Here is a 20,415-nt window from a genome sequence, read left to right on the forward strand (position 1 = left end):
AATTCTAGGCCAAGTTAGCAATAATCGACAGCCAACGGAACGAAAAACCGCTGTCTGTACGACCTAGGTCTTAGGCCTTTTTGTGGGGGTGCGCGGCCATGGTGCAGCGCAATGTCATAAAAGCCGCATTTGTTCACCACCTGGCCGCCGGAACAGGTCGCTGCGCAACGGCTCGGCGCCATGCCGATCGAGGCCAATGCTTCTGGCCTTCCTGTTGAATCGCTGTCGAACCAGCTCTGCATAGGGGCCAGTGCCTGTCATCCTCTCCCCCCAGCGGGCCTGGTAACTCTTGCCCCCTCTGAGATCCCGGATGCGGGACATGACGTGCCCCGCACGCTGAGGAAAATGCCGCTGCAGCCAGTCCTGGAACAGCTCGTCCAGTTCCAGTGGCAGGCGCAGCATGATCCAGCTTGCCCGTTGCGCACCGGCTCCGGCAGCGGCTTCCAGTATCGCCTCGATTTCATGGTCATTGATAAACGGAATCACCGGGGCAAGGATGATGCCGGTCGGCACCCCGGCGGCGCTGAGTTCCCGAATGATTTTCAGGCGTGTGGCTGGCGCCGCCGTTCGCGGTTCCATCTGACGCTTCAGGGTGTTGTCGAGAGTCGTCAGGCTGATACTGACGGAGCAAAGCCCCTGGCCCGCCAGTTCCGATAACAGGTCCAGGTCACGCAGGATCAGCGCTCCTTTGGTGATAACGGACACCGGGTGGCGATATTCGGCCAGCACTTTGAGAATGTCGCGGGTAATTTCCCGCTGTTTTTCAATTGGCTGGTACGCGTCTGTATTCATGCCGAGGGCAATGGGAGACACCCGGTAGCCGGGCTTGTCGAGCTCCCTGCGAAGTTGCTCAGCGGCGTTGGGCTTGGCAATCAGCCGGGTTTCGAAGTCCAGCCCCGGGGACATATCCCAGTATGCGTGGGTGGGGCGGGCGAAACAGTAAATACAGGCGTGCTCGCACCCCCGGTAGGGGTTTATGGACTGATCGAAAGGCACATCCGGGGACTGGTTCCGGCTGATAATCGAGCGTACCTGCTCGTCAGTAACGTCCGTTGCCAGGGAATCGGGGCAGGTGTCGTCAGCCGGGTCCTGATACCAGCCGTCGTCACATTCGCGGTCAGTGACGATGGGCTGGAAGCGGTTCTTTGGGTTAAGCGATGTCGCGCGGGTTTTCATACGGAATCCGAAGCACTGTTTAAATATACAGTACTCCTGACTCTGCAGAATTTCCAGCTTTCGTTATCTCAGGCCGCAGGCCTCAGAGGTCATTCATTCTGCCGATCTGACCGGCCAGCCTCTTGGCTTCGTGTTCCTCCATCGCCCGCATCGATTCCACCAGTTCTTTTGCTTCCGGAATTTCTGCCTTGCCGGCCAGGCTGTCGTAAAGGTCGATCAGCTGGTCATGGAATGCGAATACTTCCCGCTCGATGCCATCAAAGTCGAGGTTAGCGTAATGACCATCGCAGCTTTCGTGTGCGTTGATGCGTTTGTGTTCGTTGTTAAGGTAATCGTAGACTCTTGTCTTCAGTGCCTTCGGGTCCGCCTGTTTCTCGAACTCGGCGGTAATGCGCGCCAGTTCGGATTCATGGCCGGCCAGGTAGGTCAGCAGCGCCTGGGCTCGTTCGTCCGGGTTTTTGGAGGAGCACTCCGACAGACATTGGGCAAGGTTGGTATGAAGCTCGCGGGCCCAGATGATCAGATCTTCAAACGTTGTTATGTCCATTCGCTGCGCTCCTTCGTCGCACATTATTTCGGTGAGGTATAAATGACACACTGATCATGCGAGTTTAGCGAACAATGGGGTGAGTGTGCGATGACCAAAGTCGGCTTGTATGCCAATCTTTGCAATACTTACTCTGTTTCTGCACCTGAATGATGGAAAAACCAATGTCAGATCAACCCCCGCTGGGCATTATTGAAGGCTTCTATGGCCCGTTATGGAGCTGGGAGGAGCGACGGCGGGTCGTGCGGACGCTGGCGCCGCACGGATACCGGAATTACTGGTACGCACCCAAGGCCGATGCCTTTCTGCGCCGCCGTTGGAGTGAGCCCCATCCCGAGCCGGTGGCCACCGAACTGGCTGATTTTGCCCGTTTCTGCGGTGAGCAGGGCGTGCGGTTTGGTGTCGGGCTGAGCCCGTTTGAAGTCTTCAATAACTTTGATGAATCCGCCAAAGCGGCGCTGGCAGAAAAGCTGGCAGCTTTCGATCAACTGGGCATCCGCGAACTGGCCGTCCTGTTCGATGACATGAAAAGCAACACGCCGGACCTGGCTGCCCGCCAGGCGGATATCATTCACTGGGTAGCTGAGCGCAGTGGTGCCGATCAACTGACGGTCTGCCCCAGCTATTACTCTGACGACCCGGTGCTGGACCGGGTGTTTGGCCAGCGTCCCGCCCGCTACCTGGAGGACCTGGGCAGCGCGCTGGATGCGTCAGTGCAGGTGTTCTGGACGGGAGAGGAAGTCTGTTCCCGGGAGATATCGCCGGGACATCTGCAACGTGTATCAGAGGCACTGGGGCGCAAGCCGGTACTCTGGGACAACTACCCGGTGAACGACGGTGATCGAATGTCCCGCCATTTGCATCTGCGTGCGTTTACCGGCAGGTCCGCCGCCAACAGCCAGTACCTGGCGGGCCATGCTATCAACCCTGCTTTGCAGCCAACCCTGACCACCATTCCCGGCATCACCCTGGCCCGAAGTTATGAACTGGGGCCAGGATACCAGTATGGCCAGGCTTTCCATCGCGCCGCGGAAGAGGTGCTGGGTATGGAACTGGCGCGGCAGGTAACCGCCGATCTGCTGGTATTGCAGGATGCGGGGCTCGGAAGGGTCAGCGGTGAGCGGCTCCAGGCAATGACCGAATGTTATCGTCGCTTTGATCACCCGGCCGCACTGGAAATCCTCAGGTGGCTGGCCGGCGAGTATCAGGTGACTGATGAAATGGTGCAGACCCAGTAAACCGGGCTGGCCAGAGGTCAGTTCAGGTAGTACTCGACAGTGGTCACCACCCGAACGGTCTTGGCCGGCTGTTGCCCTTCGCTGATGCCGGGTGCCTGGTCCCTGGCGAGAATCTGGAACACACCCTGGTTGGCCCGACGCAAACCTCCCAGGTCGGTTTTTGCGTCCCTGGCGAATTGTGCGGCGGCCTCACGAGCGGCGGCCGTTGCCTCCGCAATCATCTCCGGCTTTACCTCGTTCAGTCTGTTGAACAGGTAGGTGGGTCCGCTCGGGCCATAATCGGATGACAGGATCACGCCGGAATCCACCAGTTCACCCACGGACTGGGCGGCCTGGCGGATACGGTCGATGCTGTTACTGCGCACCATCAGGGTCTGGTTGATGATGAATTTCTGGCTGTTGCTTTCGCCGTGGTACGGATTGGCGCGGGTATCCGTTACATCTAGGCGCTGCAGTTCCACCGCCTCGGTATCAATGGCCTGAAGCTTGAGAAACGCCATGATGCTCTCGCGACTTTCGCTGGCTTTTACCCGGGCCTCATCCAGACTCTCGCCGGTGGCCACGAAGCGCAGCGGCCACAGTGCCAGGTCTGCCTGTACCTCACGCTCCGCAACACCTTTGACGGTGACAAAACGGTCGCCGGTTCGCAGCCCGGTCAGGCCATCGGCAATCAGTGAGGCCGATATAATGGCGGCAATGGCGAGTATGAGGGTAGGCAGTAGCTTCATCACGGCATCCTTGTGTGTGGGTCTGGCAGACACGATCGCCGCAAATGCCGGAGGCGTCAAGCGCCCCCGGACAGTCGCCTGATCAGGAGGTCGTCGCGGCGACTTCAGCCTTGCCGGTTTTTACCATGGCATACCCGAACCCGATCACCAGCGAGCCAATGGCAATGGCGGCGACATAGGGCAGGACCGCGCTGACGGCATTGGGAATGGCAAGGACAAACAGGCCGCCATGGGGTGCCATCAGCTTGACCGCAAACAACATCGACAGCGCACCGGTGATAGCGCCACCCACCATGCACACCGGAATCACCCGTAGCGGGTCCTTGGCCATGAAGGGGATGGCTCCCTCGGAGATAAAGCACAGGCCCAACACGAACGAGGCCCGCCCCGCCTGCCGTTCGGCCTCGGCGAACTTGGCGCGGGCCACAAAGCTGGCTACACCCATGCCGATGGCTGGCACCATGCCCGCGGCCATGATCGCTGCCATGGGGGCCGAACCCCCGCTGCCTTCTGACAACAGGCCCACTCCGAAGGTGTAGGCGGCCTTGTTCACCGGCCCGCCCAGATCAAAGCACATCATGGCCCCGAGAATGCCTCCCAGGAGTATCGCGTTGGTGGTGCCCATGCCTTCAAGGAAACTTGTCAGCCCGCTCATCAGGGCGGCTGCGGGTTCACCGATCACGTAAATCATGCCCAGGCCGGTCACCAGGCTGGCCAGCAGCGGGATGATCAGGATGGGCTTGAGGGATTCGATGCTCTCCGGCATCGGCAATTTCTGGCTGATGAAGCGGGCCACGTAACCGGCCAGGAAGCCGGCAATGATGCCGCCCAGGAACCCTGCCCCGAGAGTCCCGGCCAGGTAGCCACCGATCATGCCCGGAGCCAGGCCAGGCCGGTCGGCGATGGACCAGGCAATGTAGCCTGCCAGCAGAGGGATCATCAGCTGAAAGGCGGTGCCGCCACCTATCTGCATCAACGCGGCTGCAAGAGTACCTTCTTCTTCGAAGGCATCGATGCCGAAAACGAACGACAGAGCGATCAGCAGGCCGCCAGCCACTACCATAGGTAGCATGAAGGAAACGCCGGTCAGCAGGTGCTTGTAAGGGCCGGGCTTGTCACTGCCCCCCGCTGACGCTGCTTTCTTCTGGCCCTCCTCGACGGTGGCACTGGCAAGCGCTTCGTCAATGGTGGGCCCGGGTTTTTTAAGAGCGTTACCCGTTGAGGTGCGCCACAGTGGTTTGCCGGCAAAGCGGCCCGGGTCCACTTCGATATCGCAGGCCAGTATCACGACATCTGCGGCCTCGATTTCCTCGGCCGTCAACGGGTCCTGGGCGCCTACGGAACCCTGGGTTTCCACGCGTATCTGGTGGCCCGCAGCCTGGGCAGCGCCGGTGAGGGCTTCAGCGGCCATAAAGGTGTGGGCGACACCGGTGGGGCAGGCGGTGACCGCAACAATGCGTTTGCTGGCGGACTCTGTGGCAGCAGCTTCCGGTGGTGATGCTTCCGATGGCTGGTAAGGCTTGGCCTGTTTCTCTGCTTGCTCCAGTACTGCCGCCGGGTCTGGCAGTGCGGCCGTCACCGGGATCTGATAGAGGCGTTTGCCAACGTAGGTGCTCAGGTCCGTTGGCGTTCCTGTGGCTGCAATCACCAGGTCTGCAGACGCGATGACATCGTCGGACAGTGCCGATGACGGTTGCTGTGGATTACGAATGTCAGTACTGGTTTCCCAGCCTTTCTGGTGCGCCGCCCGCTCCAGGGCCCGGGCGGCCAGGAAGCTGGTGGCAACGCCCTGGGGGCAGGCGGTGACGATGATCAGTTTCATAATGGCATTTCCCCATTGTTGTTGTGCCCGGGCCAGGGGGTGACACGGGTTTGCTGGATCAGTTGTGTGAAGTCCTCAGCCATCGGGTCGCCGACGCCTACATGGCGAACGCATTCGGCAGAGAGTGCGGTAGCCACGGACAGGACCTCTTCGGGAGGGTTCTGTTCGAGCAGGCCGTGGATCATGCCGGCCAGCAGGGTGTCACCGGCACAGACCGTGCTGGTCACAGATACGGCTGGTGGTGATGCCTGCCAGTTGCCTCGGGGGGACAGCCAGAGCACACCTTTTCCGCCCATGGAAACCACGACATTGGCAATTCCCTTATCCTGAAGCGAACGGGCTGCTTCGGCGATGTCTTCGAGGCTGTCCAGTGGTCGGCCGGCCCATTCGGCCAGTTCATCCACATTGGGCTTGATGCCGTCAGGCAGGGCCAGAAGACCGACTTTCAGAGCTGGGCCGCTGGTATCCAGCCAGACGGGAATGTTGGCCGCGCGGACGCGGATGACCAGGTCAGCGAGAGCCTCGGGGAGGAAGCCGCCGGGCAGGCTGCCAGTAATGACAACAGCGTCGTACTCACCCCGCAGTGCGCCAATACCGGCTTCAAGATGGCCAGGCGCACCAGAGGGGGCAACAAGTCCCGGGCCATTCACGTCGGTCACTCGGCCACCGTCTTCGGCAATCTTCACATTGATGCGGTTCTGACCGGGCACCCGAATAAAGCGGTCTTTCAGACGCTCCGATTTGAAAAGACGTTCAAAGGGTGCCGCATTGATCTCTCCCAGCAGCCCGGACACCGTCACGGTATGACCGAGTCGGGACAACACCTGCGCCAGGTTGATACCTTTGCCGGCTGCATCCAGGCGGGTGGTCCGCGAGCGGTTCACGCTGCCCAGGTTCACCATGCCGGTTTCAACGTTCAGGTCCAGTGCCGGATTCAGGGTAACAGTGAGGACGCGGGCCATTACATGGCCTCCAGGGCGTCGCGCACCTCGGCTGCAGTGGCTTTGCCCAGGGCCAGCTTCGCCTGGCCTCGTGCATGTTCCCGGCTCAGCCCGCGAATGCAGGCTTTCACCAGTGGCACCCTCCGGCTGGTGACCGACAGCTCGTCCACGTCCAGTCCCAGCAGTACCGGAATGGCCTGGGGGTCGGAAGCCAGCTCGCCGCAGACACCCACCCAGCGTTGGTGGGCGTGGGCGGCTTCCACCGTCATGCGGATCAGTTGCAGTACCGAGGGATGCAGGCCATCGGATTGCGCTGAGAGCTGACCGTGGCCACGGTCAATAGCCAGGGTGTACTGGGTCAGGTCGTTGGTGCCCACGGAAAAGAAGTCCACTTCCGGCGCCAGGGTGTGGGCCAGCAGGGCACAGGAAGGAATCTCGATCATCACGCCCACCTGCAGGCCCTGGCAGGGGATCTCGGCACGGACCCGCTCGACGATGGCCTTGGCGGCGCGGAACTCCTCCAGATCCTTGACCATGGGAAACATGATTCGCAGCGGGCGGTTATCGGCGGCAGTCAGCAGAGCGCGTATCTGGGTTTCCAGGATCTCCGGTCGGGTCAGTGACAGGCGAATGCCCCGCAGTCCCAGGAAGGGGTTGTCCTCGTGGGGCAGGGGCCAGTAATCCAGCGGCTTGTCACCACCCACATCGAGGGTGCGCGCCACCAGTGGCAGGCCGTTGAGGGCATCGAAAGCGTGACGGTATTCCTTCACCTGGGTGTCCAGGTCAGGTGCTTCCGGATGTTCCATGAAAATGAACTCGGTGCGCAGCAGGCCAATACCATCGGCGCCCCGATCCACGGCATCCGGGGTGTGAGCGGTGTTGCCCAGGTTGGCACACACGTCGATGGTGTGGCCATCGGTTGTGGTGGCGGGCTCGTTCCGGCATTCGTGAGCCCGCGCCTGCAGGCGGGTGAGCTGATCCAGGCGGCGGTTGATCCGTTCACGGCGTTCGCGTCCGGGATTGGGCACCAGGCAGCCTCGCTCGCCGTCAACCACCAGGTCCGTGCCATTGACGATGGTCAGAATGCGATTGCCGGCACCGACTACCGCCGGCAGGCCCAGTGCCCGGGCCAGGATTGCACTGTGTGAGGTGGCGCCGCCACGGGCCGTAACCAGTCCGCGAACCCGCTGAGTATCCAGCCTGGCCACATCGGAGGGGCCAAGATCATCTGCCACTAACACATAGGGCTCGTCCGGCGGCGTCGGCATGGCAACACCGCAGAGGTTTGCCAGTACGCGGCGGCCGACATCCCGCAGGTCCGCCGCGCGTTCGGCAAGCAGACGGTCTGCCAGCGCTTCCTGTGCCCTTGCCGCGGTGTCAATGGCCTGCCACCAGCCGGCCTCGGCGGAGGCGCCTTCGTTGATGGCTTCCAGGGCAGCCTGGTAGAGGTCGTCGTCCTGCAACATTTCCACGTGCACCGACAGGATCGGCGCAACTTCACCGCCTTCGGCCTGGCGAATCAATGTACGCAGTTGTCCATCGGCTTCGTCGATAGCACCGCCAAGGCGACTGGTCTGTTCACCGGCATCGCTGGCGGTTGCGGAATAATCCAGGGTGGGCTGGCGCATCACGAAGGCAGGAGCCAGTGCCAGGCCCGGTGAGGCTGCGACGGCTCTCAGGGCCTCGTCATCAGTCAGCGGTTGCGGTTCTGATTCTGACGGTTCCGGCTGGCTTTCCTGATGTCGCAGTGGGGATACTGTCTCACCGAGCCCGTCGGTCACGGCCTGACAAACGGCTTTTACGGCCTGTGCTGCCTCATCGCCGGTGGCAGAGATCACCAGGGTCTGACCGCGTCGTGCGCCGAGGCCGATAATACGCGTGAGGCTGATGGCGGAAACGGAATTACCGTCGCCTTCTTCCAGGCGGATACGAATATCGGCGTTGTGCAGGCGAGCTTCCTGGACCAGTTGTTTGGCGGGTCTGGCGTGAAGGCCGTGGGTGTTCAGGAGCCTTACCCGCTCACTGACTGCATTGGCCTGCTCGCCGGATAGCCGTGAGAGCACGGCGTCCACGGAGTGGCTTTCCAGGGCGGTGTTCTGGGCCAGAAAGTTATCGATACGCTCCAGCAATTCCCGGCAATCGTCGCCCTGGCCGGCGAGGCAGAAAACGCCCGCGAGTTCGTCGGTGGCCTCTTTGGGGGTTGCCAGCGCCAGCGCCGGGCGGTGGCTGCCGATGCTGTGGTGAACCAGCCAGAACCCCTGGCCAAGACCCACAGGCGGCTGACTGACGATCTCTTTCATGAAGGCGGAGTCTACACAGCCGAGGCCCTGGAGCCGGGCGGCGGCACTCATGGCAAGTTCGCTGGTGGCGTGGGTGTTCACACCCAGGCACAGCGTCTGTGCGTCGCATTTCGGTACTATCGGTTCCCGGGACAATAAGGTTGCCAGAACCGCGGTGTCGTCGGCTTCAGCAAGCTTCCGGGAAAGGCCCGGTTTGTCCAGCACGCGGGTCAGATGGCGCAGTATGTCCAGATGCTCGTCAGACTGGGCTGCGATGGCGACCAGCACATACACGGTGGCGTTGTCGTGCCAGGTGATCCCGTCAGGAAACTGCAGCACCCGGATACCGGTACTGATGACCGCGTCGCGGCTTTCTGGAGTGCCGTGGGGAATGGCAATGCCGTTGCCAAGCACCGTTGAGGACTGTTGCTCCCTTGCCAGCATGCCGGCATGGTAGTCGGGCGTCGTGCGGCCTGTGTCCTGCAGGTCCAGGCTTGCCTGTTTCAGGGCATCCTGCCAGTCGGTTGCCGTGCAGCCCAGGCGGATATCGTTGGCTGTGAGCGTCAGCATGGGGGTTAGCCTCGCCTTGTTGTTGTGGTGTAGTGCTGGCATGGGCGCTCGATGTCTGCCACTGCCAGAGAAATCCGGGTTGCTGAATCGTGTCAGCAGGCATAGAATGAATCATGAAACAGATCTGATCAGAAATCAAGCAATCTGTGACCAGGAGGAAATGGCCCCATGACCCTTGCAGAACTTGCCCGCCTGGCCGGGGTATCCCGTACCACGGCCAGCTATGTCATCAATGGCCAGGGGCCGGCCCGCAGAATCAAGCAGCAGACCATCGACAAGGTGCTGGAGGCAGCCCGGAACAATCATTTCCAGATTGATACCCAGGCTGCTGCCCTTCGTGGTGGCGCAAGTCGCACCCTCGGTTTTATCCTGCCGGACCTGGAAAACGCCAGTTATGCCCGTCTCGCAAAGCTTCTGGAGCAGGGCGCCCGCGCCCGGGGGTACCAGTTGTTGATCGCCGGCTCCGGGGACGACCCGGATACCGAGAAAGAGTTGGCCCGTTCCCTGAAGGCAAGACGGTGCGACGCCCTGATTGTCGCCAGCGCCCTGGCCCCCGATGATCCTTTCTATCAGCAACTGCAACAGGATGACTTGCCGGTGATCGCGGTGGACCGGGCCCAGTCGCCCGGTGTGATCAGTTGTATTGTCAGCGACAACCGCAAGGGCGCCGCCGTACTGACCCGTTCCGTGCTGGAGCCAGGGACCGGATCAGTGGTCTGGCTCGATGCCGTGCCAGCTCTGGCGATGACCCGTGAGCGCCGCGAAGGCTTTGAAGACGTGGCGCGAAGCCGCAGTGGAACATGGTCGGTCTACAGCGGCGATCACTACGACCGGGCCTCCGGCGCCGGACTGATGCGGCAGGTGCTCGCAGAACAGGGTCTGCCGGATGCAATGATCACCGCCTCTTACACGCTGTTGCAGGGGGTCCTCGACGTTCTTCTGGAACAGCCGGGCGGCTTGCCGGAGTCGCTTCGAATGGCTACCTTCGGAGATGACCGGTTGCTGGATTTCCTGCCGGTCAGGGTTCACTCGTTACCACAAAAACATGAGGCCATTGCCGAAGCGACGCTGGACCGGGCGCTGGCCGCGATCTCGGGCCACAACGAGCCGCAAACGATCGTTATCAACCGGTCACTCAAACGGCGCCGTTGAGGTGTTGGCTGGGGAGACTCCCATGGCAGAGATTGAACTGAACGGAAAAACCGTAGAATGCGTACGCGGTGACATTACCAGTCAGGACGATATCGAGGCAGTGGTTAATGCGGCCAACGCACAACTGATGCCCGGTGGCGGTGTCGCCGGTGCACTCCATTCTGCGGCAGGTCCCGGGCTGGCGCAGGAATGCCGCCCCATGGCTCCGATACGGCCCGGCGAGGCTGTTATCTCCGGCGCCCATAACCTGCCGAACCAGTTTGTCATTCACTGCCTGGGGCCGGTGTACGGCGTTGATGAGCCCTCTGATTACTGGCTGGCGGAGTGTTACCGGAATTCACTGGAGTTGGCGGACAGTAAAGGCATTGAATCTGTCGCGTTCCCGGCGATATCAGCGGGGGCTTTTGGTTATCCGGTGGAAGGTGCGGCCGAGGTGGCCCTGGCCACGGTAAAGCAGGTCCTCCCGCGGCTGGAGAATGTAAAGCGGGTGCGCTTCGTGCTGTTTGGTGCGTCTGACGAACAGGTCTTTAGTAGTCGTCTGTTATCGACCATTGAGTAATAAGCAGTTTTCCGGGCAGCGCCTACACTGGATAGTTCCGAATCCGTTTGTCCGGGAGTGCTGTCTTGTCTCGATTGCGTACCTTGTTGCTGACCACCGTCGCCATGATGGCCTTTGCCGGCAACTCACTGCTCTGCCGCGCGGCGTTACGTGATACCGATATCGATGCCGCCACCTTTACCAGTGTTCGCCTGGTGTCAGGGGCATTAATGCTCTGGTTGCTACTGAGTGTTCGTGGCAATCGTGCACCAATGAAGCAGGGCTCCTGGGGCTCTGCGCTGGCCCTGTTTGTCTATGCCGCTGCTTTCTCCTACGCCTATGGGGGCTTGTCTGCGGCCATGGGTGCATTGCTGCTGTTTGGCGCGGTTCAGGCCACCATGATCAGCATCGGAATTGTCCGTGGCAATCGCCCGCAGCTGTGGCAGTGGATCGGGTTTGTCGTTGCCTTTTCCGGTCTGGTGGGGCTGTTGTTGCCGGGCCTTACTGCACCCCCGTTGTTCAGTTCCCTGCTAATGATCAGCGCCGGTATTGCCTGGGGTGTCTACTCGCTGCGGGCAAAAGGTGCCGGTGAGCCCACGGCAGTCACCACGGGGAACTTCATCAGGGCCGTGCCCATGGCATTGGTCCTGAGCCTTATCATGATGGCCAGTGCTAGCATCGATATGGCGGGTATGGGCTATGCGATTGCTTCCGGGGCGATTGCTTCGGGCATGGGCTATGCCATCTGGTATATGGCGTTGCCATTGCTGCAGCCAACCTCGGCAGCCACCGTTCAGCTCAGCGTGCCCGTGATCGCTGCAATCGGTGGTGTCCTGTTGCTGAGTGAGCCGTTGACTCTCAGGTTGGTCGTGGCCGGTATCGCCATTCTCGGAGGTATCGCTATTGTGATCCGGGCGGGGCAGAAAAAGACGGTGTGAACGCCACGCGCTGCAACCGCTCAGTCACAGGACAGGTCATCCGCGTTGCGGAATTGCTCCATGATGGCATCGCGACGGCGCTCGTTATCCTTGTACTCTTCCGGCAGCGGCTGCAGGAAATAGAGAAAGTCGCCTTTTCCCCGGTGGGCGTTCAGCAGGCTGTCCAGATCATCTCCCGAGTGCCAGAACACCGGGCTGATAACGGCAACGTCAAGATCCGGGCGCTTCTTTTCCAGCACCGCGACCATGCCCAGGCGATCCTCTGAGTGAAAAGTGCCGGTGAGGTGGATAACCTGGTGCTCAGGGTTCTCTTCAAGCGCCCTGATCACCCGATCTGCCATGGTATTGTCCCGCAACAACTGAGCCTTATAGCTGTTTTCCAGGCGTTTGCCGTTATCGGTCTCGCCATGGCCGCCGCCAAGCGTGTCGAAAAATTTCCTGCGATAATCCGGGGTGTCAAAAAACGGCGCCTCCGGTAGCCGCTGGCGTTGCGAGGCATGGAGTCCGTCAAGATAGGCCTCGCCAGTGCGACCAACGCATCGAACGATATCGGCAGGTGCGTTGGCGGCAATCACCGGGATGTTCCGTTTTTTCGAGAACTCGATAAGGGGGCGGTAGGATGCCTTGTAGTTGGGCCAGGCACCGGTATCGGCAATCAGCTCCTCCTCGCCAGACTTCCCGGAGAGATACCTGTCCAGCTGGGACTGATCATCCAGGGTGAACTGTTCCATGCTCAACACCTGCCGCGGACGCTGCTGGTAAAGTGACGATTGCACCAGCGATTGCAGCAGGTGGGCACCATGGTGGCCGTGAAACTCGCCAATCACCACCACGTCTGCCGGTGTGAGTTTTTCTGCAAGCTGGTTGATGGAGAGCAACCTGCCTTTGTCATCGGCGATGATAGAATCGTACTGGGTTTGTGGCGGCATGACTTTCTGGTTGCTGGCGGGCAGGGAGCTGCAGCCTGCAAAGAGCAGGCAGGCGAGTATTACCAGAGTGTGAGAATATGTCGTCATAATTGCTTATACGACCACGAAACCCGGTTGGCTGTCAGCCCTTTGTTGTTCTGATTCATTGTTCAGGATGTTTAATGCCCCATCGTGCCTACCTGTTTTCCCTGCGACTTGCCCACGCCTTCCGCGAGGCCTGTATCGACGAGCGCTATACCACAAAGCGACTTGGCCGCGATGTGATGGCAGGGGTTACCGTGGGCATTATTGCCATTCCGCTGGCCATGGCGCTGGCCATTGCCAGCGGAGTGCCGCCCCAATATGGTCTCTACACGGCCTTCATTGCCGGATTTGTGATCGCGTTAACCGGCGGCAGCCGTTTCAGTATTTCTGGTCCCACCGCCGCCTTTGTTGTGATCCTGTATCCCATCGCCCAGACCTATGGCCTGGGTGGCTTGCTGCTTGCCTCGCTGATGTCGGGTGTATTGTTGCTGATTATGGCGTTCATGCGTCTGGGGCGATTCATCGAATACATTCCCGAATCGGTTACTCTCGGATTTACCGGCGGCATTGCGGTGGTGATCGCCACCCTGCAGGTGAAGGACTTTTTCGGGCTGAACATTGAGCAAATGCCGGAGCATTACTGGGACAAGCTGGCGGCTGTTGGTGAGGCGATGCCCGGGCTGGATGCCATGACCACACTGGTGGCAATAGCCACCCTGGCGGTGATGCTGCTATGGCCCCGTTTGAAGCCGCCGGTACCACCCCATCTGCCGGCAGTGATTATTGGCAGTCTTCTGGCGATGGCGCTGAATATCAACGGCGCAGCAATAGAAACCATTGGTTCCCGGTTCAGTTACCTGCTGGCGGACGGGTCTCTTGGTGCCGGCATTCCTCCCTTTCTGCCTGAGTTTGCCTGGCCCTGGAGCCAGCCGGACGCCAGTGGTGAGCCCCTGGGCATTAGCTGGACTCTGGTCCGGGACCTGTTGCCGGCTGCTTTTGCCATTGCCATGCTGGGAGCCATTGAATCGCTGCTGTGTGCCGTGGTGCTGGATGGCATGACAGGCAAACGCCACAGCGCTAACAGTGAATTGCTGGGGCAGGGTATCGGCAATGTGATTACGCCGTTTTTTGGTGGCATTACGGCAACAGCCGCCATTGCCCGTTCCGCGGCCAACTACCGCGCGGGGGCGGAATCGCCGGTTTCAGGCATGGTGCACGCACTGGTGGTTCTGCTGGCACTGGTGTCGCTGGCGCCGTTGCTTGCCTACCTGCCGATGGCAGCCATGGCGGCATTGTTGGTAATGGTGGCCTGGAACATGAGTGAGGCCCCCAAATCCGTTCACCTCCTGAAGACTGCCCCGCGAAGCGACATCCTGGTGTTCATTACCTGCTTCTCGTTGACTGTGTTGCTGGACATGGTCATCGCCATCACCACCGGGATTCTGTTGGCGGCGGTCCTGTTCATGCGGGAAATGGCCCAGATGACCCGGGTGACGGACATTACCGGCAGCAGGCGAATGGAAGGGGCTCGCCTGCCTGACGGTTGGCAGGTGTTCAAGATCAATGGCCCCCTGTTTTTCGCCGCGGCCGACCGGATTTTCGGGGAGTTGGCGCAGCTGTCGGCCAGCGCCCGCGGTTTTATTCTCTACATGGATGGGGTGACGATTCTGGATGCCGGCGGGTTGTCTGCCCTTAACAAGCTGATCAGCACCTGCCGGGCAGATGGCACGCAAGTGGTTATCGCAGATCTGCAGTTCCAGCCGTTGCGCACCCTGGCCAGGGCGGGTGTGAAACCGGAAGAGGGCGTGGTCCGGTTCTATCCGACCCTGGATGAAGCGGTCAAAGCTGAAGGCCAGCTTGCCCCTACATAGGCCAGTGCATTTGCAGATTGCCACCTCCGAAGGCCGCCTTGTGCAGATAAAAAGTCGGCGCGAGCGTGAGAATCGCGTTTTCTTTTCGGGACAGCACGATCTCGAAGGGTAAAGCGAATTTACCGGTAAATCCGTGGTGGTCCTCGTCTTCGCTTTTTGAATAGGTCTGCTCTATGTCCGCCACGCTCAAGTAAATCGCCGGCTTCAGGGTAACGGCCGGGGTCAGGGCCAGGCTGACATGCCCGGCCAGAACCGGTTCTCTGCGGCGCAGGTCCGCAATTTCATCCAGAGTTCGCCCCGTATACCCCTTTTCCCTGAGATAGAAATAATGAAGCCCGATGCCGGGTTCCAGGCGATGGTTGTTATAGATGGCTTCCGCGTCAACCCTGAGATGGTCACGCATGGTGGGTATGCCGGCAGCGCGCTCATCCAGGTTGTAATACCGGCGGGTATGCTCTCCGCTCAGGGCCGTCCGGAGTTGCCAGTGGCTGCGCCAGAATTGATGGCTGAGGGCGCCCCGGATGGTTTCGTTTTCCACCAGCAGGCCTTCACTGCGGCTGTCGAAGGTGGAAGCTGGGGAATAAGTGACGGAGGCGGTGGTGCCGCTGTGTTGATGCAGTCCCGTTGGCCGGTGCCACTGGAGGAAGAAACTCTGTGCCGGGTCCTCAAACGCATCGTCGCTGCGGGTTTTGTCGTTGAAGTAGAAATCGGGCAGTATCCAGCTGGCATGTAACCAGGATTCATTGTCAAAGGTGTGGCGGCCGCTGAGATAAACATCGGAGCGGGATTTGTCGGCAAACACATCTCCCTGGAGCCATACTTCGGTTGCATCGGTTAACTGGTGGCGAAATCCTACAAGCTGGCGGTCGTAACTGCCGTCAAAGTCCTCACTGCGCTGGATGTCCAGCAGGAAGCCCTGTCGATCCTCGTTGAAGCCGAAATCCTGGCGGAACCGAAAGTCCAGATAAAGGCGCCGGCTTCCAACGCTGCCACCGGTTCCACGGATGCCGTTTTCGATAGCAGAAGGGGCCGGTTGGCTGTGCCCGAAAGACAATTCATGAAGGTAGCGTTCGACACTGGCCGTGTCGTCCCTGCCCAGAACCACAGCGTCTTGCCGCCACGGTTGAGGTATGTGATTGGGCTCGGCTGCCAGCGTCGCTGGCAGAAGAACAGCAATGGCAATAATGATCTTCAGCTTGCTACCCATGGCAGTTCCCGGCCAGGTTGCTGGTATTGAACAAACTTTTGCCCGTCTCCGTGTTGGCTAATAGGCTATGCTACGGACATTCCGGGCCCACGCAAAAGGATGATCATGCTCCCCTTTCGTTTTGTTGACCGCGTCAAATTCATTGTAGAACGCCAGCTTGTCAAAGGCGCTGGTTTTCAGCTGTTGGTAGTGGGTGTCTTCATCGGGTTGATTTCCCTGATGGGTGGCCTGTTGGTGATTCCCTTCGGTGGCCCTCATGAGGATGTGGGGGGCGCCATCTGGTGGGCCTTTCTGCGGCTCACGGACCCGGGCTACCTGGGGGACGACGTGGGCAACTGGCAACGGCTGGTATCCACCATCCTGACCATCAGCGGCTACGTGGTGTTTATGGGTACTCTGGTGGCTATCCTGACTCGCTGGCTGATTGCCAAGATGACGGATCTGGAACGGGGACTGACGCCGGTCACCCTGAGAAACCATATCGTAGTGCTGGGCTGGACCAACCAGACGCTGCCCCTGCTCGGTGAATTGTTGGGCTCTTCGGGCCGTATGCGGCGGTTTCTGGAAAAGCACGATGCCAGCCGGTTGCGCCTGGTGGTGCTTTCGGAAACGGCCTCTGCCGCCCAGGTGCACGAACTGCGTAATGAGCCCGGAATCGGCCGCAAGGCGCGCCAGATCATTCTGCGTTCCGGTGCCGCCATCCAGCCGGATGCTCTGCAACGGGTGGCTTGCCTGGATGCCTCTGCGGTCATAGTGCCCAGCGCGGCCCATGAGGCGGGCAGCCTGGTAACGTCGGATATAGAAACCGTAAAGGCGCTGCTGTCGATTGCCGCACAGGCGCGGCACCTGGGTGCGCCCCTGCCGTTTGTGGTGGCCGAAATTCAGGACATTCGCAAACACCCGGTTATTGAGCGGGCCTATCCCGGCGAGATGGAGGTGGTTGCCGGTGATGCCACCATCAGCAGGCTGATGGTCCAGAACATCCTGCACCCGGGGCTGTCGGAAATCTATAACGAGCTGCTGAGTGCCGGAGAGGGCTGTGAGCTCTATATCCGGGGTGGTGAGTCCCTGGCGGGGCTGTCTCTCGGCGAACTGGCCTCCCAGCGTTCCAGGGTTATTGTGCTGGGCGTCCTGAAACCGGGAGGCAAGGGCTGGAACGTGCAGATGCCGGCTTCATCGGACACCCTGATAGCTGCCGAAGACCGCGTTGTGATGCTGGCGCGGGACTACGCCGAAACCGAACCCGATCCCAGGGCCCCGCAACTGCCGTTAATCAATCGCGGGCAGGCCGTCAGCCATTCCGTTGCCTTTTCTGAACGCGTCCACCGGGTTCTGGTGCTGGGCTGGAACCGCCGCGTCCCCAGCCTGATCGATGAATTTGCCAGCTACACCAAGATGCGGTTTGAAGTGGATGTCGTCTCCGTGGTGCCCGCCCGGGAGCGTCAGCAGGAGATTGAACGGTATCTGGGCGAGCAGCACGCTGTGACCTGTCGTCATATTGAGGCGGATTACATGGTGGAGGGGGAGCTCAGGCGTGTGGGCCCGCTGAACTACGATTCCATCATGCTGGTCAGCAGTGATCGGCTGGCCTCCGGAGAAGAAGCTGACGCCCGGGCGATGGTGGGCTACCTCCAGCTGGAAGATTTGCTCAGTGAGGGTGGCCAGCGACCGCAGCTGATCATGGAGTTGAGTGATCCTGACAACCGTCATCTGTTAACCGGCCATCAGAGTGAAATGATGATCAGCCCGATGATTGTCAGCCATGTCCTTGCCCAGGTGGCGTTGCGGCGGGAGCTGAGGGTAGTTCTGGACGAGCTGTTTACGGTGGGTGGGGCCGAGATACAGTTCCGGGATCCTCATGACTACCCGCTACCGGCCAGTGCGGACTTCCAGGTGCTGGAGAAAGTGGTGGCGGCAAAAGGGGAGGTGGCGCTGGGTGTCTGGCGTGATCATGCCAATAAGCATGGGCGCCATGTGAGCCTCATTCCACCGAGAGACGAATATCTGGACCTGAATGCGGCCGACCGGCTAATCGTGATGTGCTGTTCCTGAAACAGGGGCCCGGTTTATTCAATCGTATCCAGCAGGGCTGCCATAATATCATCCATGACCACGAAGCCCACCAGATCGTTATCCTGTAGCACCAGCAGGCGCTTTACGCGGTGCTGGCTCATCAGGCTGGCCGCATAGCGAATGCCAAGATGCTCCCCGACGCTGATCACCGGCTTGGCACAGGCGTCGTAGACATTGAGCAGGTCGATATCGCCGTCTTCCGCAATCACGGCCTTGAGAATGTTGGTGTAGGTAATCAGGCCGTAGGCATCGTGCTCATTCTGTTTTTCCACCACCAGTGATTTCACCTCGTGCCTTTTCATCAGCGACAAGGCCTCACGGAGGCTGGCAAACGGGGATACATTGATGGTATCCCGGATCATCACATCCCTTACTAGTTTCATTCCGATGCTCCGCCTAGAGTGAGTCTTTTACGTGTTGTTCGAATTTTTCAACCTGTGTCAGGTCTATGCCTCCAAGGTGTTCCAGAGGCAGAGTGAAAACCAGTCCCCGGGAATCGTTCTTTTCTGGCATGAGCATGTGTTGTATGGCTTTCAGGATATCCAGCGACAGCCCTTTTTCCAGCACCATTACGAGAATACTCTGGCTGCCGTCATAGGTCAGGCCAAAGAAGGTTTTTTTGGCGGTATTGCTGATACCGCGACCGGCCAGGACAGTGACACCGCCCGCGCCGAGGTCCCGGGCGGCATCGATGCAATCCTGTTCCTGATCTTCCGGCACGATAGCGACGAGTACAGAGAATTTCATGTGGACAGTTTCCTTCGTGCAGCGATGTGGTCACCAACAATGGCATAGGCCATTACCGTGATGATGGGAAAGATAGAGGCAAAGGCAATCAGCCCGAAGCCATCGATCAGCACACTGCGCCCCTCGATGTTGCCGGCAAGGCCGATCCCCAGTGCCGTCACCAGTGGCACGGTAACCTCTGATGTGGTCACGCCACCAAGATCATAGGCCAGTGCAATAATATAGCGCGGGGCAATGGCGGTCAGCATGACAACCACCAGGTAGCCCCCCATGATGTAGTAGTGGATGGAGTCACCGACGATGATCCGATGCACACCGACGGTGATGCCGATGGCAACACCCAGGGCGACAAACAGGCGAATGGCATTGCCGTTCAGGGTGCCGGCTGCCGCGTCTTCCGCCTGCTGGCCGATTGCAATGAGAGCCGGCTCCGCCATGGTGGTGGCGAATCCGATCATGAACGCAAACAGATAGATAAACAGGAATCCGTCAAGGCTGATCAGCTGCTCCGCCATGCTGGTGCCAATGGGAAACAGGCCAAGTTTCAGGCCAACGACGAACGCATAGAGACCCAGAATGACCAGGGCAAAACCAAAGAGAATCTTGCGGGGGTTGCTGAAGCGCCGTCGCAATACCAGATACTGGAAGACGAGTATGGTGAGTATGATGGGCAATACGTCCCGCACCATCTCGGCCAGCTCCAGCAGCATTTTCAGGGGTCCGGCCACCGGAGGTCGGCCATGGCCGGTTTCCATCAGTAATTCGCTGTCTGTCTGTTCTCCGGAATAAACCACAATGCCGTATAACTGAACCGTGATCATCGGCACCATCACTGCCAGCGCCACCAGCCCGAAACCGTCGGTGAGCGGATTGCGGCCACGAATCGAGACGGCGAGGCCGATACCCAGCGCGGCCACCAGGGGAACCGTGACCACGTTGGTGGTGACGCCGCCGGAGTCATAGGCCAGACCAACGATTTCCTCAGGCGCAAACCAGGTGACGGCCACGACGATGATGTAGCCGACAATCATGAACCAGTGCAGTGGGTAGCCCATAATCGTTCTGAATACGCCCAACCCGATTACAACGCCCACCGAGGTTGCCACCAGTAATCGCAGGGTGACGGCGTCAATCCTGCCGCCGCTGATTTCCTGTGCCTGTTGTGCCACTGCAATGAGAGCGGGCTCCGCCACCACCGCGGAAAACCCGAGCGCAAACCCGAAGGCCAGCAGGATGGGAACAGAGCCACGGCGGGCAAACTGGTTGGACAGGCTTTTTCCCACCGGAAAAATGCTCAGCTCCAGCCCCTGAAGGAACAGCGCAATACCGACCGCCACGATGAGCAGTCCAAAGGCCATGCCCAGCGTGTTTTCCGGTACCTGTTGCAGAATAGCGAACTGGAAGAACACCACAACCGCCACGATGGGCAAGAGGTTTTTGAGGGCATGTAGAAGAGAGTGGCCGAAAGCTCGAATGTAAAACACCGGGGCCTGGTACCTGTGTCGTGTTCTGAAGCTTATGAAGCGGTTCGCTACCTGAATCAACATAGTAGCACCGGCTGTGCAGGGGTGCCTGATACACCTCAAGTTTGATGCTTATAGGTATTCACACGAAAAATGCCGAATATAGATAATA

At 59.9% G+C, this 20,415-nt stretch carries 17 protein-coding genes; 6 read left to right on the plus strand and 11 right to left on the minus strand.

Annotated elements, in window-relative coordinates:
- Window positions 1-114: 114 nt before the first annotated feature.
- A complete protein-coding gene (locus tag QPL94_RS05100; RefSeq protein WP_285355951.1) occupies window positions 115-1,176 on the minus strand; it encodes a PA0069 family radical SAM protein in 1,062 nt (353 codons plus the stop codon).
- Between the two features lie 82 nt (window positions 1,177-1,258).
- A complete protein-coding gene (locus QPL94_RS05105; RefSeq protein ID WP_285355953.1) occupies window positions 1,259-1,723 on the minus strand; it encodes an ATPase in 465 nt (154 codons plus the stop codon).
- 164 nt (window positions 1,724-1,887) lie between these two features.
- Between QPL94_RS05105 and QPL94_RS05110 the strand changes: the two genes are divergently transcribed.
- Window positions 1,888-2,961, plus strand: coding sequence for a beta-N-acetylglucosaminidase domain-containing protein (locus QPL94_RS05110; RefSeq protein ID WP_285355955.1), 1,074 nt, complete (start codon window positions 1,888-1,890; stop codon window positions 2,959-2,961).
- Window positions 2,962-2,978: 17 nt separating this feature from the next.
- Here the strand turns inward: QPL94_RS05110 and QPL94_RS05115 are convergent, their stop codons facing one another.
- The 4 genes from QPL94_RS05115 to ptsP form a co-directional block, all read right to left on the minus strand.
- Window positions 2,979-3,689: an SIMPL domain-containing protein gene (locus QPL94_RS05115; protein WP_285355957.1), complete on the minus strand. Its 711-nt coding sequence runs from the start codon at window positions 3,687-3,689 to the stop codon at window positions 2,979-2,981.
- 82 nt (window positions 3,690-3,771) lie between these two features.
- Window positions 3,772-5,511 carry a PTS fructose-like transporter subunit IIB gene (locus tag QPL94_RS05120; protein WP_285355959.1) on the minus strand — a complete coding sequence of 580 codons (1,740 nt, stop codon included), beginning with the start codon at window positions 5,509-5,511 and terminating at the stop codon, window positions 3,772-3,774.
- Entirely contained in the window at window positions 5,508-6,473 is a 966-nt protein-coding gene (pfkB, locus tag QPL94_RS05125) for a 1-phosphofructokinase (RefSeq protein WP_285355960.1), read from the minus strand. Before pfkB ends, QPL94_RS05120 begins: the two co-directional genes overlap by 4 nt.
- On the minus strand, window positions 6,473-9,301 hold the full coding sequence (gene ptsP / locus QPL94_RS05130) for a phosphoenolpyruvate--protein phosphotransferase (RefSeq protein ID WP_502881536.1): 2,829 nt from the start codon (window positions 9,299-9,301) through the stop codon (window positions 6,473-6,475). Before ptsP ends, pfkB begins: the two co-directional genes overlap by 1 nt.
- Before the next feature lie 168 nt (window positions 9,302-9,469).
- Here ptsP and cra point away from each other — a divergent pair, with 168 nt between their 5' ends.
- From cra to QPL94_RS05145, 3 genes are all read left to right on the plus strand, one after another.
- Entirely contained in the window at window positions 9,470-10,453 is a 984-nt protein-coding gene (gene cra / locus QPL94_RS05135) for a catabolite repressor/activator (RefSeq protein WP_285355964.1), read from the plus strand.
- A gap of 22 nt (window positions 10,454-10,475) precedes the next feature.
- Entirely contained in the window at window positions 10,476-11,012 is a 537-nt protein-coding gene (locus QPL94_RS05140) for a macro domain-containing protein (protein WP_137436089.1), read from the plus strand.
- Window positions 11,013-11,077: 65 nt separating this feature from the next.
- On the plus strand, window positions 11,078-11,929 hold the full coding sequence (locus QPL94_RS05145) for a DMT family transporter (protein ID WP_285355965.1): 852 nt from the start codon (window positions 11,078-11,080) through the stop codon (window positions 11,927-11,929).
- Window positions 11,930-11,949: 20 nt separating this feature from the next.
- Here the strand turns inward: QPL94_RS05145 and QPL94_RS05150 are convergent, their stop codons facing one another.
- Window positions 11,950-12,945, minus strand: a complete 996-nt coding sequence (locus tag QPL94_RS05150) for a ChaN family lipoprotein (RefSeq protein ID WP_285355967.1) — start codon at window positions 12,943-12,945, stop codon at window positions 11,950-11,952.
- Between the two features lie 74 nt (window positions 12,946-13,019).
- On the opposite strand from QPL94_RS05150, the gene dauA reads away from it, so the two are divergent.
- The gene (gene dauA / locus QPL94_RS05155; protein WP_285355969.1) at window positions 13,020-14,753 is read left to right on the plus strand and encodes a C4-dicarboxylic acid transporter DauA; all 1,734 of its coding nucleotides are present in this window, start codon (window positions 13,020-13,022) and stop codon (window positions 14,751-14,753) included.
- On the opposite strand, the gene QPL94_RS05160 is transcribed toward dauA, so the two are convergent.
- Complete coding sequence (locus QPL94_RS05160) at window positions 14,746-15,960, minus strand: hypothetical protein (RefSeq protein WP_285355971.1); 1,215 nt, start codon at window positions 15,958-15,960, stop codon at window positions 14,746-14,748. The genes dauA and QPL94_RS05160 overlap by 8 nt on opposite strands.
- Window positions 15,961-16,065: 105 nt before the next feature.
- Between QPL94_RS05160 and QPL94_RS05165 the strand changes: the two genes are divergently transcribed.
- On the plus strand, window positions 16,066-18,012 hold the full coding sequence (locus QPL94_RS05165; protein ID WP_285355974.1) for a CASTOR/POLLUX-related putative ion channel: 1,947 nt from the start codon (window positions 16,066-16,068) through the stop codon (window positions 18,010-18,012).
- 14 nt (window positions 18,013-18,026) lie between these two features.
- On the opposite strand, the gene QPL94_RS05170 is transcribed toward QPL94_RS05165, so the two are convergent.
- Genes QPL94_RS05170 through QPL94_RS05180 form a run of 3 tightly spaced genes read right to left on the minus strand, consistent with a single transcriptional unit; the run spans window position 18,027 to window position 20,264 of the window.
- The gene (locus QPL94_RS05170) at window positions 18,027-18,416 is read right to left on the minus strand and encodes a CBS domain-containing protein (RefSeq protein WP_137436079.1); all 390 of its coding nucleotides are present in this window, start codon (window positions 18,414-18,416) and stop codon (window positions 18,027-18,029) included.
- A 13-nt stretch (window positions 18,417-18,429) separates the two neighbouring features.
- Window positions 18,430-18,780, minus strand: a complete 351-nt coding sequence (locus QPL94_RS05175; protein ID WP_285355975.1) for a transcriptional regulator — start codon at window positions 18,778-18,780, stop codon at window positions 18,430-18,432.
- Window positions 18,777-20,264: a DUF1538 domain-containing protein gene (locus QPL94_RS05180; RefSeq protein ID WP_285355976.1), complete on the minus strand. Its 1,488-nt coding sequence runs from the start codon at window positions 20,262-20,264 to the stop codon at window positions 18,777-18,779. Before QPL94_RS05180 ends, QPL94_RS05175 begins: the two co-directional genes overlap by 4 nt.
- Between the last annotated feature and the right edge of the window lie 151 nt (window positions 20,265-20,415).

The sequence above is a fragment of the Marinobacter sp. SS13-12 genome, assembly GCF_030227115.1.
Lineage (GTDB): Bacteria > Pseudomonadota > Gammaproteobacteria > Pseudomonadales > Oleiphilaceae > Marinobacter.

Bases quoted from the DNA above. Each gene is read 5' to 3' on its own strand.
- QPL94_RS05170 (WP_137436079.1), bottom strand. From the start codon at position 18,416: ATGAAACTAGTAAGGGATGTGATGATCCGGGATACCATCAATGTATCC.
- QPL94_RS05105 (WP_285355953.1), bottom strand. From the start codon at position 1,723: ATGGACATAACAACGTTTGAAGATCTGATCATCTGGGCCCGCGAGCTT.
- QPL94_RS05115 (WP_285355957.1), bottom strand. From the start codon at position 3,689: ATGAAGCTACTGCCTACCCTCATACTCGCCATTGCCGCCATTATATCG.
- dauA (WP_285355969.1), top strand. From the start codon at position 13,020: ATGCCCCATCGTGCCTACCTGTTTTCCCTGCGACTTGCCCACGCCTTC.
- cra (WP_285355964.1), top strand. From the start codon at position 9,470: ATGACCCTTGCAGAACTTGCCCGCCTGGCCGGGGTATCCCGTACCACG.
- QPL94_RS05165 (WP_285355974.1), top strand. From the start codon at position 16,066: ATGCTCCCCTTTCGTTTTGTTGACCGCGTCAAATTCATTGTAGAACGC.
- QPL94_RS05160 (WP_285355971.1), bottom strand. From the start codon at position 15,960: ATGGGTAGCAAGCTGAAGATCATTATTGCCATTGCTGTTCTTCTGCCA.
- QPL94_RS05150 (WP_285355967.1), bottom strand. From the start codon at position 12,945: ATGACGACATATTCTCACACTCTGGTAATACTCGCCTGCCTGCTCTTT.
- QPL94_RS05110 (WP_285355955.1), top strand. From the start codon at position 1,888: ATGTCAGATCAACCCCCGCTGGGCATTATTGAAGGCTTCTATGGCCCG.
- QPL94_RS05120 (WP_285355959.1), bottom strand. From the start codon at position 5,511: ATGAAACTGATCATCGTCACCGCCTGCCCCCAGGGCGTTGCCACCAGC.
- QPL94_RS05140 (WP_137436089.1), top strand. From the start codon at position 10,476: ATGGCAGAGATTGAACTGAACGGAAAAACCGTAGAATGCGTACGCGGT.
- QPL94_RS05100 (WP_285355951.1), bottom strand. From the start codon at position 1,176: ATGAAAACCCGCGCGACATCGCTTAACCCAAAGAACCGCTTCCAGCCC.
- QPL94_RS05175 (WP_285355975.1), bottom strand. From the start codon at position 18,780: ATGAAATTCTCTGTACTCGTCGCTATCGTGCCGGAAGATCAGGAACAG.
- pfkB (WP_285355960.1), bottom strand. From the start codon at position 6,473: ATGGCCCGCGTCCTCACTGTTACCCTGAATCCGGCACTGGACCTGAAC.
- ptsP (WP_502881536.1), bottom strand. From the start codon at position 9,301: ATGCTGACGCTCACAGCCAACGATATCCGCCTGGGCTGCACGGCAACC.